Source organism: Ruegeria sp. N4 (assembly GCF_056531425.1).
The window spans coordinates 216,521-229,977 of sequence record NZ_JBQFLT010000005.1; the positions used below are offsets into that span (position 1 = coordinate 216,521).

Consider the following 13,457-nt stretch of genomic DNA (forward strand, 5'->3'; position numbering starts at 1 on the left):
CTAGGTCATGCCAAAGCGGGCTTTGAAATAGGCATCGACGCGTTGATAGGCCGGTTCGTGGAAGTCGAGGGTCAGAAGCGAGTGGTCCTTGCCCGGATATTCCTTGGTTTCCAGCAGATCGCCAAAGGCCCGTTCCAACGCGTCCATCAGTTTTTTCGGGGCCAGCTTGTCGCCTTCGTATCGCATTGCCAATCCGGGGCCTTTCGCCGTCATACCGGCCGAGGCTGCGGCGATGTCCTGCGCGCTCATATGCAGGTGCTTGCCGCCAAAAATGGGCAGGGCGGGCTGGCTGGCCACACCGCCCACCACGGCATCTTCGGCCATCAGCGTCAGGGCGAAGCTGCCAGTCAGGCACATGCCGATGACACCGACGCCCGCGCTGTTTTCGCGCTGCTTGATCTCTTGCGTCAGGGCGCGCATCCATCCGGCGATGGGGCTTTGCTTGCCTCTTGCGAAGATGTTGAACTCTTTTCGCACGCAAAACAGCCGGGCGGCGTTCTTGGCCATTTCAATCTTGCCATAGGTGCCGAACAAATGCGGCAGGTAAACGCGGAACCCTGATGCGTTCAGCTTGGTTGCCAGATCCAGCGTTTCAGGCCCGATGCCCGGCAATTCCTGAAGGATAAGGATCGGAGGGCCGTTGCCGCCGACATAAACATCGTGCGTGGTGTTCTGCCCACCGGTCAGCGGGGCTGTGAATGGGAAAACGGTGTCATGTGTCCAAGCCATGGCTTGCATGCTACCTGATTTCTGAAACGCAGCAACATTTGGGCGCACGGGTACCGAAAATCGCTGCTTTGGTGTGGGTTCGCAACGTGAGGCGCGTCACAGACCATGCTCTAACAATCTGCTACAAATTGTAACTCAGATAGCAATACCGCGAGCAGATCGGCTGCCCAAAAACTCATATCTGGGGTAGCTGCGACGCTCAGGTGATAGCTTTGGTCTGATATGTTGTGTTGTTTGTGTTTTGTTAATGGTTTCAGTGTCATGAAGATCATAGCGCGTTTGAAATCTCTGGTTTGGGATGCTGTCGATCCGGCGGTGAGATTGGCCGTGATCCTTGGTGCCAATCGGCAACGGCTCACGCCTTCGTTCATGGCCTGTGCCTTGCCCCAGGCGTTTGGGATACCCATGATCAGGTTTGCCCCGGCGGTTGTGTTGGCGATACCTGTATCTTCGGGATCGGCGGCAGAGACCGGGGCAGCTAGGCAGGCGCACCGGTCGCTTGGAAGATACGGCCGGAGACGTGCCCAAGGCGTACAGGGTGCAGCGGGCTGAGATGTCCGCCACATCCCAAAACGAATAGGAAGTGCTGAAAGATGAATTTGTCGCGGTTGAGTAGGAGGGTTCTTGGATGGCTCGGACGGCCATTGCGATCCGAGCATTCCGCCGAGACGCCGCATCGCGAGCCGATCAGCCATGTCATCATTCTTGACGGTACCATGTCGACGCTGGAGCCGGGGTTTGAGACCCACGCCGGTCACACCTACCGTTTGTGCCGCGAGGCCGGAAGTCAGGTCTCGGTCTTCTACGAATCCGGTGTTCAGTGGGAAAACTGGAAATCTTCGCTGGACGTGATGATGGGGCGCGGCATCAACCGGCAGATCCGCCGGGCGTATGGGTATCTGGCGTCTCGGTACAAGCCGGGCGACCGGATCTATTTCATCGGCTATTCGCGGGGGGCTTATGGGGTGCGCAGTCTGGCCGGGGTGATCGACATGATCGGGTTGCTCAAGGCTGAACACGCAACCGAGCGCAATATCAAACAGGCCTACCGCCATTACGAGTGCAACCCCAGTGGCGCCGCGGCACGGGATTTTCGACAGCAGTTTTGCCATGACGAGATCGCTATCGAGATGATCGGCGTGTGGGACACGGTGAAAGCGCTGGGTCTACGCCTGCCGCTGCTGTGGCGCTGGGCCGAGGATCGGCATGCCTTTCACAACCATCATCTGGGTCGCGCCACCCGTCACGGCTATCACGCTATGGCGCTGGATGAAACCCGCGAAGTCTTTGAGCCCGTCTTGTGGAAATGCACGCCCGACTTTCAGGGCCATGTCGAGCAGGTCTGGTTTCGCGGCAGCCACGGCGATGTGGGCGGCCAGTTGAACGGGTTTGAGCAGGCGCGGCCGCTTAGCAATATCTCTCTGATCTGGATGCTGGATAAGGCCGAGATGCACGGTCTGCCGCTGCCCGAAGGGTGGCGCGACCGGTTCCCCACAAATGCCCATGCGCCGTCTGTTGGCACGTGGCGCGGGTGGGGCAAGATTTTCCTGCTGCGCAAGCATCGAAAAGTGGGGAAGGATCGGTCGGAACGGTTGCATGTCTCGGTCGCACCGGATGAGTTGCCGCGCTGGGTGCCGATGCCGGATTTCCCGTCACATCCGGCGCAGTAACCTTCGGTTTAATCGAACAGTGCCGAGGGGTGTTGGGACCGAAACGCTTCGAACGCCGCCTGAATGTCCTGTTCAAGGTTCCGTGTCAAAGAAAGGTCGGGCAGGCTGTCCCTCGGGAAAAACGCCACGTCGCTTGTCTCGGGTCCCGGTTTCGGTGTGGCCGCTCCCACCTCATCACACAGAAAGAACAGCTTGTAGAAATCCCGAATGTCAGCCGGGTACGGGTGCCGTGCCTTGTGCCGAAGCGCATAAAGGTGCCGTGCACGAACGCGCAATCCGGCCTCTTCCCAAACTTCACGCTCGATGTTTTCCGCCGGAGAGCTTCCAATATCCGCAAATCCGCCCGGCATCGCCCATTTTCCGTCACTGCGCTCGCGCACCAGCAGGATGTGGCCGTCGCGGATCACGGCCCCTCGAATGTCGATGCTGGGCGTGGCGTAGCCGCCCGCATGTTCGGATACCAAAGCGTCGAGTTCCGACAGAGGGATGCGCCCCAGATCGGCCAGCATAGCGCGGGCCATGTCGGCAATCTCGTCATAGCGTTCGCGGTCGAACGGGTCTTTGGTGAAATGTTGGCCGGTTTCGGCCAGAGCCAGCAGTCTTTTTGCCCGGGTGAGCCAGGTATCCTCCATCGCGGTCGGATCCTGGCGCATCGGATTTAGCGGCGACGGTCCCGGCGCGAGCTCATGGGCTGGAAGGCCACACCCACATGTGCCTCGCAATAGGGTTTGCCAGCCTCAACGGGCAGGCCGCAGAACCAGAAATCATCGGTCGCGGGGTCACCGACGGGCCATTTGCAGGTCTTCTCGGTCAACTCCATCAGCGTCAGCTTCTTGGCCTTCTTCTCAACCTCGTTGACCTTAGCCAGCGCCTCGGGGCTGATTTCGTTGGCCGAGGGCTGCGGCGGCAATGGCTGACCGGCAGGGATGATCTGACGACGGGCCGGGACCGCTGGTTTGGCTTCTGCCGCCGGGGCAGGGGCCGGGCGCGCCGGTTCGGTTTTGGGCGCAGGCTTGGGCTTGGCCTCGGCCTTGGGTGCGGGCGCGGGTTTTTCCTTGGGTTCGGATTTCGCCGGGCTGGCGCCGGTTGCCCGGTTCGACAGGCCCAGACGATGCACCTTGCCGATCACCGCGTTGCGCGTCACGCCACCCAGTTCCTTGGCGATCTGACTGGCCGACTGGCCCTCGCCCCACATCTTTTTCAGCAGTTCTACGCGCTCGTCGGTCCAGGACATGGGTTGCCTTTCAAAAAACGGGAAAGCGGCCCCGGATTCGGGCCGCCTTGGGAATTCGTGTCAGCCCCCTATTCTAATCACTGCGCCCCGAGTTACAAGCAGTCTTCGAATCGGATTGAGGTCAGATGATGCAGAGCCCCGCAGAGCAGAGTGAACCACGGTTTGGTCCGTTCAACTGGATGGGTCTTTATACGCTGGCGCAACGCGAAACGCTGCGCTTTCTGGCGGTCTGGACACAAACCTTGCTGGCCCCGTTGGTGACCGCCGGTCTGTTTCTGCTGATCTTCAACATCGCCATCGGCCCCAGCCGGTCGGACGTCATGGGTGTGCCGTTTCTGACCTTTCTGGCCCCGGGCATCATGATGATGACGGTGATCCAGAATGCATTTGCCAATACGTCCTCGTCGATGGTGATCTCGAAGGTACAGGGTAACATCGTCGATACACTGATGCCGCCGCTCTCTCCTTTGGAGATCCTTCTGGGCTATCTGGCAGGCGGTATCGCGCGCGGCGTGCTGATCGCCTGTGTCGTTGCGGCTGCGCTGGCTTTGGTGTTGGGGATCGTGCCGCAACACCCGCTGGTCGCGTTGATCTTTGTTATCATGGGCGGCGCATTCATGGGGGCCCTGGGGCTTTTGGCCGGGATATTCGCCAACAAGTTCGACCAGATGGCGGCGATCACGAACTTCATTGTGACCCCGCTGGCGTTCTTGTCGGGCACGTTCTACTCGGTCGAGGCGCTGCCGCCGCTTCTGAACCGGATCAGCCATGTAAACCCGGTGTTCTATCTGATCGACGGGTTGCGATACGGCATGATCGGAGTCTCGGACAGCGCACCTGTTTTGGGGTTTGCGGTGTGTGGGTTGGCCACGTTGATTGTCTGTTGCGCCACCTGGCAGATGCTGCGCACCGGTTACCGGCTCAAGGCCTGACGCTGCCGCGTTTCACGCCAGACCAGGATTAGTGCTCCGGTCAGGATGACCGAGGATCCGATGACGCTGACGACATCGGGGATCACTTCGAAGATCGCGAAATCGTAAAGCGCACCAAAGATCAGCGTTGCATAGCTGATCGGGGCGACAAATGACGCATCCGCCCGCGCCATTCCGTTGACGAAACACGCCTGCGCGCAGGCCATCAACCCTCCGATACCAGCCAGCGCCGCCCATTGGGCAGGTGTAGGCGGCTGCCACACGGCGATCACGGCGACCGTTGCAATGGCCAGACCCATCGAATTGTTCACCAGCAGAATCTGAATCGGAATTTCCCGGCCCGCCAGCTTTTTGATGAAAATCAGCTCCATCCCGATCACCGCCGCCGCCGTCAGCGCCAACAAAGCAGCGGGCTGAAAGCTTGCAGGCGTCGGGCGCAGCAGAATAAGCGCCCCGCTCAGCGCTACCGCAGCGGCCAGCCAGCGCCACGGCCCAACACCTTCCTTCAACAGCGGGATGGCCAACACCATCGCAAAGACGGGGTTGAGGAAAGAGATCGCGGTGGCATCCGCTATTGGGATGTAAGCGACCGAAGCAAACATCAGCGTGATCCCCAACCAGCCAAAACTGGTGCGGCCAATGTGCAAGCCCCAATGCGGCCGCCGAAGCCTGGGACGCAGCGCGGCGACGGCGCTGATGATCACCAGAAACGCGAACAGAAACCGCCCATGGCTGATTTGCATCGGGTGCAAAGGCGGGCCCAAAGTGTCAGTGCCCAACGCCTTGGCCAACAGCGTCGTGGCGGCGATCAGGGCGCTTGCGACAAAGATCAGCAAAGCCGCAAGCGGCGGGTTCTGGGGCGTGGGTGTCATGTCCAAGCGGTGCGTTACATCCGGGGAAATGGCAAGTGGGAAAACCCGCGCCTTATGCCTTTCGGGTATCAGCGCAGATTCGGGGTTTTCAGATCCTGCACATCCCGCTATACGACCGGCCATGATCAAAACAGCACATATCCTGCGCCTCCGACGCCGACGCCGCACAGCGTAACCGGCCCGTTTGATCCAATTGCGCGCTGTAAATCCGCGCTAACCCCACCAAATCAGTTGACGACCATGGCCCTTGTGTATCAACCACAGGGCTTAACCTACCCGAAAAGGATGATCCGATGATCCCGTCCGTTCTGCCGACCTATAACCGCGCGCCCCTGACCTTTGTGAAGGGCGAAGGCGCCTGGCTGACCGAGGCGGATGGCCGACGGTTTCTGGATCTCGGCGCGGGGATCGCGGTAAACGCGCTGGGCCACGCGCATCCGGCACTGGTCAACGCCCTGACCGAGCAGGCAGAGGCGCTATGGCATGTCTCGAACCTCTACCACATCCCGCAGCAGCAGGCGCTGGCTGACAAGCTGGTCGAGCACAGCTTTGCCGACACGGTTTTCTTCACGAATTCCGGGACCGAGGCCTGCGAACTGGCCGTGAAAATGGCTCGCAAGTATTTCTATGACAAAGGCCAGCCGGACCGGGTCGAGATCATCACCTTCGACGGCTCTTTCCACGGTCGCTCCTCGGCCGGGATTGCGGCGGCGGGGTCCGAGAAGATGACAAAGGGCTTTGGCCCGCTGTTGCCCGGCTTTGTCCACCTGACCTTCGGTGATCTGGATGGCGTGACCGATGCGATCACCGAACAGACAGCCGCAATCATGATCGAGCCGGTTCAAGGCGAGGGCGGTATCCGCCCGGTCCCCGACGCGGAACTCAAAGCCCTGCGCCAGATCTGCGACGAACACGGGCTTCTGCTTATCCTGGACGAGGTCCAATGCGGCGTCGGGCGCACCGGCAAACTCTTCGCTCATGAATGGGCGGGGATCACGCCCGATATCATGATGGTTGCCAAAGGCATCGGTGGCGGCTTCCCGTTGGGCGCGGTGCTGGCCACGGAAGAGGCCGCCAGCGGCATGACCGCAGGCACCCACGGCTCGACCTATGGCGGCAACCCGCTGGGCTGCGCCGTCGGATGCGCGGTGATCGATCACGTCGCAACCCCTGAATTTCTGGAAGGCGTTAACCGTAAGGCGGGCCTGCTGCGCCAGAAACTCGAAGGTTTGATCGCCGATCATCCGGACGTCTTTGAAGAGGTCCGTGGCTCTGGCCTGATGCTGGGGCTGAAATGCAAGGCGACCAATCTGGACGTGGTGAATGCAGGCTACGACAATCAGGTTATTACCGTGCCTGCCGCCGATAACGTGATCCGCCTGCTGCCGCCTCTGACGCTGACTGAAGACGACATCGCGCAGGCTGTCATCCGCCTGGACAAAGCCGCCGCGCAGGTCGAAGGCCAACTTGCCACTGCCTGATCTTCATCTTTTCCCAAATACTCCGGGGGTGTGGGGGCTGGCCCCCACCTGCCGATCAGCCAAAAGCGAAACGATATGAACCATTTCCTTGATATCCACATGACCGATCAGGAGGACCTGCGGGCCATGATCGATCAGGCCGCAGCAATGAAACAGGCCCGTCTGGGCCGCCCCAAGGCAGCACTGGACGACGAACAACCGCTCAAGGACCGCATGGTCGCCCTGATCTTCGAAAAACCGTCGACCCGGACGCGCGTGTCCTTTGATGTAGGTGTCCGGCAGATGGGTGGTCAGACCATGGTGCTGTCGGGCAAGGACATGCAGCTGGGTCATGGCGAAACCATCGCCGACACCGCCCGCGTCCTGTCGCGCTATGTCGATATGATTATGATCCGGACATTCGACGAAACGATCCTGACGGAAATGGCCGAATACTCGGATGTGCCCGTCATAAACGGTCTGACCGACCGTACCCATCCCTGCCAGATCATGGCCGACGTGTTGACGTTTGAGGAGCATCGCGGCCCAATCAAAGGCAAAAAGGTGGTCTGGACCGGGGACGGCAACAATGTCTGCGCCTCGTTCCTGCACGCTGCCGGTCAGTTCGGGTTTGACCTGACCTTCACTGGCCCCGCGCAGTTCGATCCCGAGCAAGAGTTCATGGGGTTCGCCCGCCAGAAAGGCTCGAAGATCGTGGTGGAACGGGACCCGTACAAAGCGGTAGAAGGCGCGGATCTGATCGTTGCCGATACATGGGTGTCGATGCACGATTCCCAATCGGCCAAGGAACGCCGCCACAACCTGCTGCGCCCCTATCAGGTCAATGCCGAGCTTATGTCGCACGCCAAGCCCGACGCGTTGTTCATGCACTGCCTGCCCGCGCACCGGGAAGAAGAGGTCACGTCCGAGGTGATGGACGGCCCGAACTCGGTCATTTTTGACGAGGCTGAAAATCGCCTGCATGCGCAGAAGTCGATCATGCGGTGGTGCCTCGGCGTCTAAGCCCGCCGTCTGGCATCCCACACCCGTAATTTGGTGAGCGCCCGGGCGCTCGCCAGTACCACCAGAACGCATAAAGCGGTCTTGGTCATGATCTCCATCGTGCCTTCGATCAGCATGGCGTGGATCACGCTGCCCAGAATGGTAATCATCGCCAGCCCCGTATGACTCAACCGCCACAGGCGAAACCGCAGGTTCAGGCGCGCCCAGCAGATGCCCAGAACTGCGGCCCCAAATGCGGCCCACATCGCAATCACGCCCCATGCCGAAAACGGGGTTGGCGATGTAAAGAGAAGGGCATCTACGACATCCGGCGGGCTTGTGATCCATAACCCGATTACGTGGGTCAGGATGGCCAAGACCAGCATTATTCCAACCGCACGATGCAAGCGCCGGCTGGTCACGGGCGATAGTCCCGGCAGGTCTTTGGCTGCCAGAAGTGGTTGCAGCAACAGAAGACCCATGCTCAGAACACCCGCGAACCCGGCGGTAATGTAGATGGGGTCACGCCATTGCAGATACGGGCTGGACGCCGCTGCAATCAGCGGAACAAGCAAGGCAGCCGTCAGCGCCCCCCAGATTGCCAAGCTGCGGATCACGCTTCAGACGGGCTGAAGGACGAAATGCGCCGCAAGGGTTTTGTCCCTTGCACTGGACATGACCGGACGCAGGAACACGGTTTCGAATTCACCACTGTCATAGGCCAGATGCCCGTGTGGCTGACCAAAGGCTGGCACGATCTGCGGCATTTCCAGCCGGAATTCACCATTGGCGTCGGTCAGGGTTGCCCCATGGCTGTGCGGATCGCGCTCGTGCCCTTCGGTGGTATGTGCCCAGATCTGGATGCGCTGACCGGCCAGGGGTGCCCCGTCACCAGCGCGCCGCACGGTTCCGGTCATCCAGAAGCCGCCGCCGCCAATCCGTTCGACGATCGGCGCGCCGGGGCGGTAATTGTTCGACCCGCCTCGCATCGATGGCGTGGGGGCAAGACCTGCTGCGCGCGCGGGGTTTGGGCGTAGGGCTACAACGCCGACCGCAGCTGCTGCACCCGTTGCGATAAGGGTTCGACGAGTCATCAGTATACGGGTCATGAATAACGCTCCTATCGATCCTGCGGCGACCTTGTGTGATCCAACCATTCAGGCGCAATCGATGGCTAAAGATAGCACACCCAAGCCGGATTCCGAGTTTCTACCCTTTAGTATTCGGCAGGATTCCCCTCACGCCTGCGTGAGTGGTTGGGCCGAGGCGGCCGCTTCGGCATCGGTTTGCACGCACACTGTGCGCTCGTGCGCTTTCCCTACTTGTTTTGCGGTATATATTCGCACCCATGAACACAATGCGGTGCAGTGGCCGCTTTTTGAGGGAGAAGAAAAATGAGTTGGAATCCGACCCACAATCCCGAATGCGTGTCCGAAAACCCGGCGCTGGATACTCTGATCATCCCGCGCGCGCGCGATCTGGGCGGGTTCGAGGTGCGTCGCGCCCTGCCATCGGTTCAGCGACAGCTTGTAGGCCCGTTTATCTTCTTCGACCAGATGGGCCCGGCGGAATTCATCACCGAAGGCGGCATCGACGTGCGGCCGCATCCGCATATCGGTCTGGGCACTGTCACCTACCTGTATAAGGGCGAGTTCGAACACCGCGACAGCCTTGGCACCCATCAGATGATCTACCCCGGCGAGGTTAACTGGATGGTCGCCGGGCGCGGGGTGACGCATTCCGAGCGCACAAGCGACGAAACGCGCGGCAAAAGAAACAGCCTGTTTGGCATTCAGACCTGGATCGCGCTGCCGGAACAGCATGAGGATATGGCCCCGGATTTCGAACATCACAAACAGGGTGCGCTGCCTTATATTCAAGATACCGGCGTCACCGCGCGGCTGATCCTTGGCTCGGCCTACGGCGAAACAAGCCCGGTGACCATGATGTCCGAGACCTTCTATCTGGATGTCCAGCTTGATCCCGGCGCGTCCTTCCCTCTGCCCGACGACCACGAGGACCGCGGCGTCTATGTCACCGAAGGTTCGGTTGAGATCGCGGGCGATGCGTTCGAGGCCGGGCGCATGATGGTCTTTCGCCCCGGTGACAAGCTGTCCGTCAAGGCAGGGCCTTTGGGCGCGCGGCTGATGCTTCTGGGTGGCGCGACATTGAATGAAGATCGCTATATCTGGTGGAATTTCGTCTCTTCTTCGAAGGAAAAGATCGAAACTGCGACGCGGGAATGGAAGACGGCTGATTGGGCCAACGGCGCCTTTCACCTGCCGCCCGGTGACGATCAGGAATTCATTTCGATTTCCGAGGATCTGGAACGCACCAAGCCTCGGCTCGCGCGTCGAACGTGACGTCATACGGCGGCAGGGTTGTTCTGCCCCCGTAACGCTGTGATCCTTCCCTGAACGGAGGGATCGCCATGAAAATTGTCGTCGCAGGCGCTGGTAGCATCGGGTGCTATTGCGGGGCTTTGCTTGCCGCCTCGGGGCATGAGGTCACCTTGCTGGGGCGCGCGCGCGTATTGGACCCGGTCCGGAAAGATGGTCTGACAGTCACCGATTTCACCGGGCTGCGCCGCACAGTGTCGGCTGAGGCCCTTGTGTTGAGTGAAGACCCCGCCTGTCTGGGCGAGGCCGAGCTTGTCATCGTGACCGTGAAATCCGGGGCCACGTCCCAAATGGCCGAGTTGATTGCGTCGAACACTGCACAAAACATCCCCGTCCTGTCCTGGCAAAACGGGATGGAGAACGCTCGGGTCTTGAAAGACATCCTGCTCGGTTATGATGTTCGCGCTGGGATGGTGCCCTTCAACGTGGTGCCGACCGGTCCAGGGACCTATCACCGGGCGACCTCGGGCGACATTGTTATCGAAGTCGGCCCCGGCGGTTTGGCCACACGGCTGAGCAGCCCGGACCTGCCTGTCTCGGAAAGCGACCGGATCGAGGCAGTTCAGTGGGGCAAACTGGTGATCAACCTCAACAACGCCCTGAATGCGCTGTCAGGTCTGACGCTGGTGGATCAATTGACGGATCGCAACTGGCGGCGCCTGATGGCCGACCAGATGGCTGAGGCTTTGACCGCTCTGAAAGCGGCGGGCCAACCGGTTGCCTCGACCACCCCGCTGCCTGCCGGGATGACGCCGCACATTCTGCGCCTGCCGACGCCTCTGTTCACCCGCATCGCGTCCAAAATGCTGACCATCGATCCGGCGGCGCGAACCTCGATGGCCTATGACCTGATGGAGGGTCGGCCGACGGAAATCGACTCGCTGCAGGGTGAGATCATGCGTCTGGGTCAGAAAACCGGGGTGCCGACACCGATTTGCACGCGCGTTTCAGACCTGATCCTGCAACAGCCTTCGATCCGGCTGACACCGGATCAAATCCGGCCCTGACGGCTCTGGCCTCACGCGAAGGCTGTCAAGACCCAGAAGATCAACGCAGACATGGTCGCCGCTGCCGGTACGGTGACGACCCACGCGGCAACAATGGTCATGAAATGCGACCGCCGCACCAGCTTGCGCCTTTGGTGTTCTTCGCGCGCCAGTCGCTTTTCGCTGGGGCGTTGCAGGTTCGACTGTTTCCAGCGTCGGTCCGAGTGCCATTCGCGGTAGAACCCAACACCGAACACGGCACCCACCGCGATGTGGGTCGAACTGACCGGTAAGCCCAGCCAGCTTGCAACGATAACCGTGATCGCGGCAGAGAGGGCCACGCAAAAGGCGCGCATCGGGTTCAGCTTGGTGATTTGGCTGCCAACCATCCGGATCAGTTTCGGGCCGAACAGGAACAGACCAAATGAGATCCCGAACGCGCCGATGACCATGACCCAGATCGGGATAGAGACCTTGGCGGCGAAATCACCGAACTCTGCCGCGTGTACGATCGCGGCCAAGGGGCCAACAGCGTTGGCCACGTCATTTGCCCCGTGCGCGAAGCTCAGAAACGTGGCAGAGATCACCAGCGGCAGGCCGAACAGGGTTTTAAGCGACCGCGTGCGGTTCTCAAGCCCTTCGGATTTTCGTTTGACCCATGGCACGGTGACCGACCACGCCAGCGCACCAGTGGCCAAGCCGATCAGCAAGGCGGTTTCCGGTTCGATCTTGACGATCCGTTTCAGGCCCTTGACGGCCAGATAGGTGGCAAACGCACCGGCCATCAGCGCCACAAGGATGGGTACCCAGCGGCGGGCGGCGGCGATCTTGTCGTCCTGATATTGGATTTTGGCTTTGATCAGCGCCAGAAAGGCGGCCGCGATCAACCCGCCCAGAACCGGAGAGATCACCCAGCTTGCGGCAATCGCGCTCATGGTGCTCCAGTTGACGGCGCTCATCCCTGCGGCTGCAATGCCGGCGCCCATCACCCCGCCCACAACCGAATGGGTGGTCGAAACCGGCGCACCGACCCATGTGGCCAGATTGACCCACATCGCAGATGAGATCAGCGCGGCCATCATGGCCCAGATAAATACGTTGCTGTTCTGCACCGACATCGGGTCGATGATGCCCTTGGATATGGTCGAGACCACATCGCCCCCCGCCAGCAGCGCGCCAGCGCTTTCGGCGATAGCGGCGATGGCAATTGCTCCGCCCATGGTCAGCGCGTTGGCCCCGACCGCGGGACCCATGTTGTTGGCCACGTCGTTTGCGCCGATATTGATCGCCATATACGCGCCGAATGCTGCCGCAGCGACCACGATCAGGCCCCCGTCGAAGCGCCCGAAAAAGACCGCAGCCGTCAGTCCGGCCAATGCCATGAAGGCCAATGCCAGACCGGGCCCCAGCAGCGGGCGCGCGACATGAGAGTTCGCGGTCTCGACGCGCGAAATACGGTGGAGGTCAGTGTCCAGCGACTGCCAGCGGGCTTTGGATTGTGTATTCGACATGGGCTCGATCAGATCATCTATGCGATCACAGGCCGCTATCGGTTTACGGACAGCAGGGCAACGTGTCTGTCATCAAATTTTTGCAATCTCGTTACATTTCGCCAGCAATGACTGCAATTCCGGCTCGGCAACCAACGTAGCCGCCGTTTCGGGCGAGACCCAGTTGCGGGTGCGCTGATCGGCTTCGGGGAAATCCTCGGACAATTCTGCGACGGTGACATGGTAGACCGTGGTCAGAACCGGTTGTGCAGACCCGTCTTTGAGGATCTTGTCATAGGTGTAGTGACCGACCGGCTCTTTCCGGACCGCCTCGGACCGGACACCAGCCTCTTCCCACGCTTCCTGCGCAGCCGTTTCCGCCCCGTCCAGCCCATCGATGGGCCAGCCTTTGGGGATGACCCAGCGACCGGTGTCGCGGCTGGTGATCAGCAAAATTTCCATCCCGGTTTCGGTCTGACGTGTACACATGGCTGCGAACTGCACCCGACGCGGGCGCAGGAACAGGGGTCTTGCGACCTCTTCCCAGATGTTTCGAAACCAGTGTGTCATTGGCACAGTCTAAAATAAGCCCCGGTCTTTCAGAGCGGCTGAGGTAACAATTACGTAAGGTAATTTCAATGAAATCGTAAAATTTCGGTGAATTTTAGCCTGTTTTGGCGGAA

15 protein-coding genes are annotated in these 13,457 nt (G+C 60.5%); 6 read left to right on the forward strand and 9 right to left on the reverse strand.

Annotated elements, in window-relative coordinates; genetic code table 11:
- Nucleotides 1-729 carry a dienelactone hydrolase family protein gene (locus ACR0LW_RS10445; protein WP_170520647.1) on the reverse strand — a complete coding sequence of 243 codons (729 nt, stop codon included), beginning with the start codon at nucleotides 727-729 and terminating at the stop codon, nucleotides 1-3.
- Nucleotides 730-839: 110 nt separating this feature from the next.
- The gene (locus ACR0LW_RS10450; protein ID WP_480882603.1) at nucleotides 840-1,136 is read right to left on the reverse strand and encodes a hypothetical protein; all 297 of its coding nucleotides are present in this window, start codon (nucleotides 1,134-1,136) and stop codon (nucleotides 840-842) included.
- Between the two features lie 186 nt (nucleotides 1,137-1,322).
- Between ACR0LW_RS10450 and ACR0LW_RS10455 the strand changes: the two genes are divergently transcribed.
- Entirely contained in the window at nucleotides 1,323-2,399 is a 1,077-nt protein-coding gene (locus ACR0LW_RS10455) for a T6SS phospholipase effector Tle1-like catalytic domain-containing protein (RefSeq protein ID WP_170454161.1), read from the forward strand.
- A gap of 8 nt (nucleotides 2,400-2,407) precedes the next feature.
- Here ACR0LW_RS10455 and ACR0LW_RS10460 read toward each other — a convergent pair whose 3' ends face one another.
- Nucleotides 2,408-3,052, reverse strand: a complete 645-nt coding sequence (locus ACR0LW_RS10460; RefSeq protein ID WP_480882604.1) for an NUDIX hydrolase — start codon at nucleotides 3,050-3,052, stop codon at nucleotides 2,408-2,410.
- 5 nt (nucleotides 3,053-3,057) lie between these two features.
- Nucleotides 3,058-3,633: a GcrA family cell cycle regulator gene (locus tag ACR0LW_RS10465; protein ID WP_170454159.1), complete on the reverse strand. Its 576-nt coding sequence runs from the start codon at nucleotides 3,631-3,633 to the stop codon at nucleotides 3,058-3,060.
- A gap of 128 nt (nucleotides 3,634-3,761) precedes the next feature.
- Here ACR0LW_RS10465 and ACR0LW_RS10470 point away from each other — a divergent pair, with 128 nt between their 5' ends.
- Nucleotides 3,762-4,565 carry an ABC transporter permease gene (locus ACR0LW_RS10470; protein WP_170737033.1) on the forward strand — a complete coding sequence of 268 codons (804 nt, stop codon included), beginning with the start codon at nucleotides 3,762-3,764 and terminating at the stop codon, nucleotides 4,563-4,565.
- Here the strand turns inward: ACR0LW_RS10470 and ACR0LW_RS10475 are convergent.
- On the reverse strand, nucleotides 4,547-5,437 hold the full coding sequence (locus ACR0LW_RS10475) for a DMT family transporter (protein WP_480882605.1): 891 nt from the start codon (nucleotides 5,435-5,437) through the stop codon (nucleotides 4,547-4,549). The two genes, ACR0LW_RS10470 and ACR0LW_RS10475, sit on opposite strands and share 19 nt — an antisense overlap.
- A 293-nt stretch (nucleotides 5,438-5,730) precedes the next feature.
- Between ACR0LW_RS10475 and ACR0LW_RS10480 the strand changes: the two genes are divergently transcribed.
- Both ACR0LW_RS10480 and argF read left to right on the forward strand, forming a co-directional pair.
- A complete protein-coding gene (locus tag ACR0LW_RS10480; RefSeq protein ID WP_480882606.1) occupies nucleotides 5,731-6,918 on the forward strand; it encodes an acetylornithine transaminase in 1,188 nt (395 codons plus the stop codon).
- 75 nt (nucleotides 6,919-6,993) lie between these two features.
- A complete protein-coding gene (argF, locus tag ACR0LW_RS10485; RefSeq protein WP_480882607.1) occupies nucleotides 6,994-7,920 on the forward strand; it encodes an ornithine carbamoyltransferase in 927 nt (308 codons plus the stop codon).
- Here the strand turns inward: argF and ACR0LW_RS10490 are convergent.
- Nucleotides 7,917-8,516 carry a ferric reductase-like transmembrane domain-containing protein gene (locus tag ACR0LW_RS10490; protein ID WP_170623690.1) on the reverse strand — a complete coding sequence of 200 codons (600 nt, stop codon included), beginning with the start codon at nucleotides 8,514-8,516 and terminating at the stop codon, nucleotides 7,917-7,919. The two genes, argF and ACR0LW_RS10490, sit on opposite strands and share 4 nt — an antisense overlap.
- 3 nt (nucleotides 8,517-8,519) lie before the next feature.
- Entirely contained in the window at nucleotides 8,520-9,008 is a 489-nt protein-coding gene (locus ACR0LW_RS10495; protein WP_170623688.1) for a peptidase associated/transthyretin-like domain-containing protein, read from the reverse strand.
- 285 nt (nucleotides 9,009-9,293) lie between these two features.
- Between ACR0LW_RS10495 and ACR0LW_RS10500 the strand changes: the two genes are divergently transcribed.
- Both ACR0LW_RS10500 and ACR0LW_RS10505 read left to right on the forward strand, forming a co-directional pair.
- Nucleotides 9,294-10,262 carry a pirin family protein gene (locus tag ACR0LW_RS10500; RefSeq protein ID WP_170736953.1) on the forward strand — a complete coding sequence of 323 codons (969 nt, stop codon included), beginning with the start codon at nucleotides 9,294-9,296 and terminating at the stop codon, nucleotides 10,260-10,262.
- Nucleotides 10,263-10,330: 68 nt separating this feature from the next.
- Nucleotides 10,331-11,305 (forward strand): 2-dehydropantoate 2-reductase, encoded by a 975-nt coding sequence (locus ACR0LW_RS10505; RefSeq protein WP_480882608.1) that lies wholly within the window; start codon nucleotides 10,331-10,333, stop codon nucleotides 11,303-11,305.
- 11 nt (nucleotides 11,306-11,316) lie between these two features.
- Here the strand turns inward: ACR0LW_RS10505 and ACR0LW_RS10510 are convergent, their stop codons facing one another.
- Nucleotides 11,317-12,795 carry an inorganic phosphate transporter gene (locus ACR0LW_RS10510; protein ID WP_480580357.1) on the reverse strand — a complete coding sequence of 493 codons (1,479 nt, stop codon included), beginning with the start codon at nucleotides 12,793-12,795 and terminating at the stop codon, nucleotides 11,317-11,319.
- Nucleotides 12,796-12,867: 72 nt separating this feature from the next.
- Nucleotides 12,868-13,344: an NUDIX hydrolase gene (locus ACR0LW_RS10515; protein WP_170454141.1), complete on the reverse strand. Its 477-nt coding sequence runs from the start codon at nucleotides 13,342-13,344 to the stop codon at nucleotides 12,868-12,870.
- Nucleotides 13,345-13,457 lie beyond the last annotated feature (113 nt).

Excerpts from the sequence above, each read along its gene's own strand:
- ACR0LW_RS10445 (WP_170520647.1), bottom strand. The coding sequence starts at position 729 with ATGGCTTGGACACATGACACCGTTTTCCCATTCACAGCCCCGCTGACC.
- ACR0LW_RS10450 (WP_480882603.1), bottom strand. The coding sequence starts at position 1,136 with ATGGGTATCCCAAACGCCTGGGGCAAGGCACAGGCCATGAACGAAGGC.
- ACR0LW_RS10455 (WP_170454161.1), top strand. The coding sequence starts at position 1,323 with ATGAATTTGTCGCGGTTGAGTAGGAGGGTTCTTGGATGGCTCGGACGG.
- ACR0LW_RS10460 (WP_480882604.1), bottom strand. The coding sequence starts at position 3,052 with ATGCGCCAGGATCCGACCGCGATGGAGGATACCTGGCTCACCCGGGCA.
- ACR0LW_RS10465 (WP_170454159.1), bottom strand. The coding sequence starts at position 3,633 with ATGTCCTGGACCGACGAGCGCGTAGAACTGCTGAAAAAGATGTGGGGC.
- ACR0LW_RS10470 (WP_170737033.1), top strand. The coding sequence starts at position 3,762 with ATGCAGAGCCCCGCAGAGCAGAGTGAACCACGGTTTGGTCCGTTCAAC.
- ACR0LW_RS10475 (WP_480882605.1), bottom strand. The coding sequence starts at position 5,437 with ATGACACCCACGCCCCAGAACCCGCCGCTTGCGGCTTTGCTGATCTTT.
- ACR0LW_RS10480 (WP_480882606.1), top strand. The coding sequence starts at position 5,731 with ATGATCCCGTCCGTTCTGCCGACCTATAACCGCGCGCCCCTGACCTTT.
- argF (WP_480882607.1), top strand. The coding sequence starts at position 6,994 with ATGAACCATTTCCTTGATATCCACATGACCGATCAGGAGGACCTGCGG.
- ACR0LW_RS10495 (WP_170623688.1), bottom strand. The coding sequence starts at position 9,008 with ATGACCCGTATACTGATGACTCGTCGAACCCTTATCGCAACGGGTGCA.
- ACR0LW_RS10500 (WP_170736953.1), top strand. The coding sequence starts at position 9,294 with ATGAGTTGGAATCCGACCCACAATCCCGAATGCGTGTCCGAAAACCCG.
- ACR0LW_RS10505 (WP_480882608.1), top strand. The coding sequence starts at position 10,331 with ATGAAAATTGTCGTCGCAGGCGCTGGTAGCATCGGGTGCTATTGCGGG.
- ACR0LW_RS10510 (WP_480580357.1), bottom strand. The coding sequence starts at position 12,795 with ATGTCGAATACACAATCCAAAGCCCGCTGGCAGTCGCTGGACACTGAC.
- ACR0LW_RS10515 (WP_170454141.1), bottom strand. The coding sequence starts at position 13,344 with ATGACACACTGGTTTCGAAACATCTGGGAAGAGGTCGCAAGACCCCTG.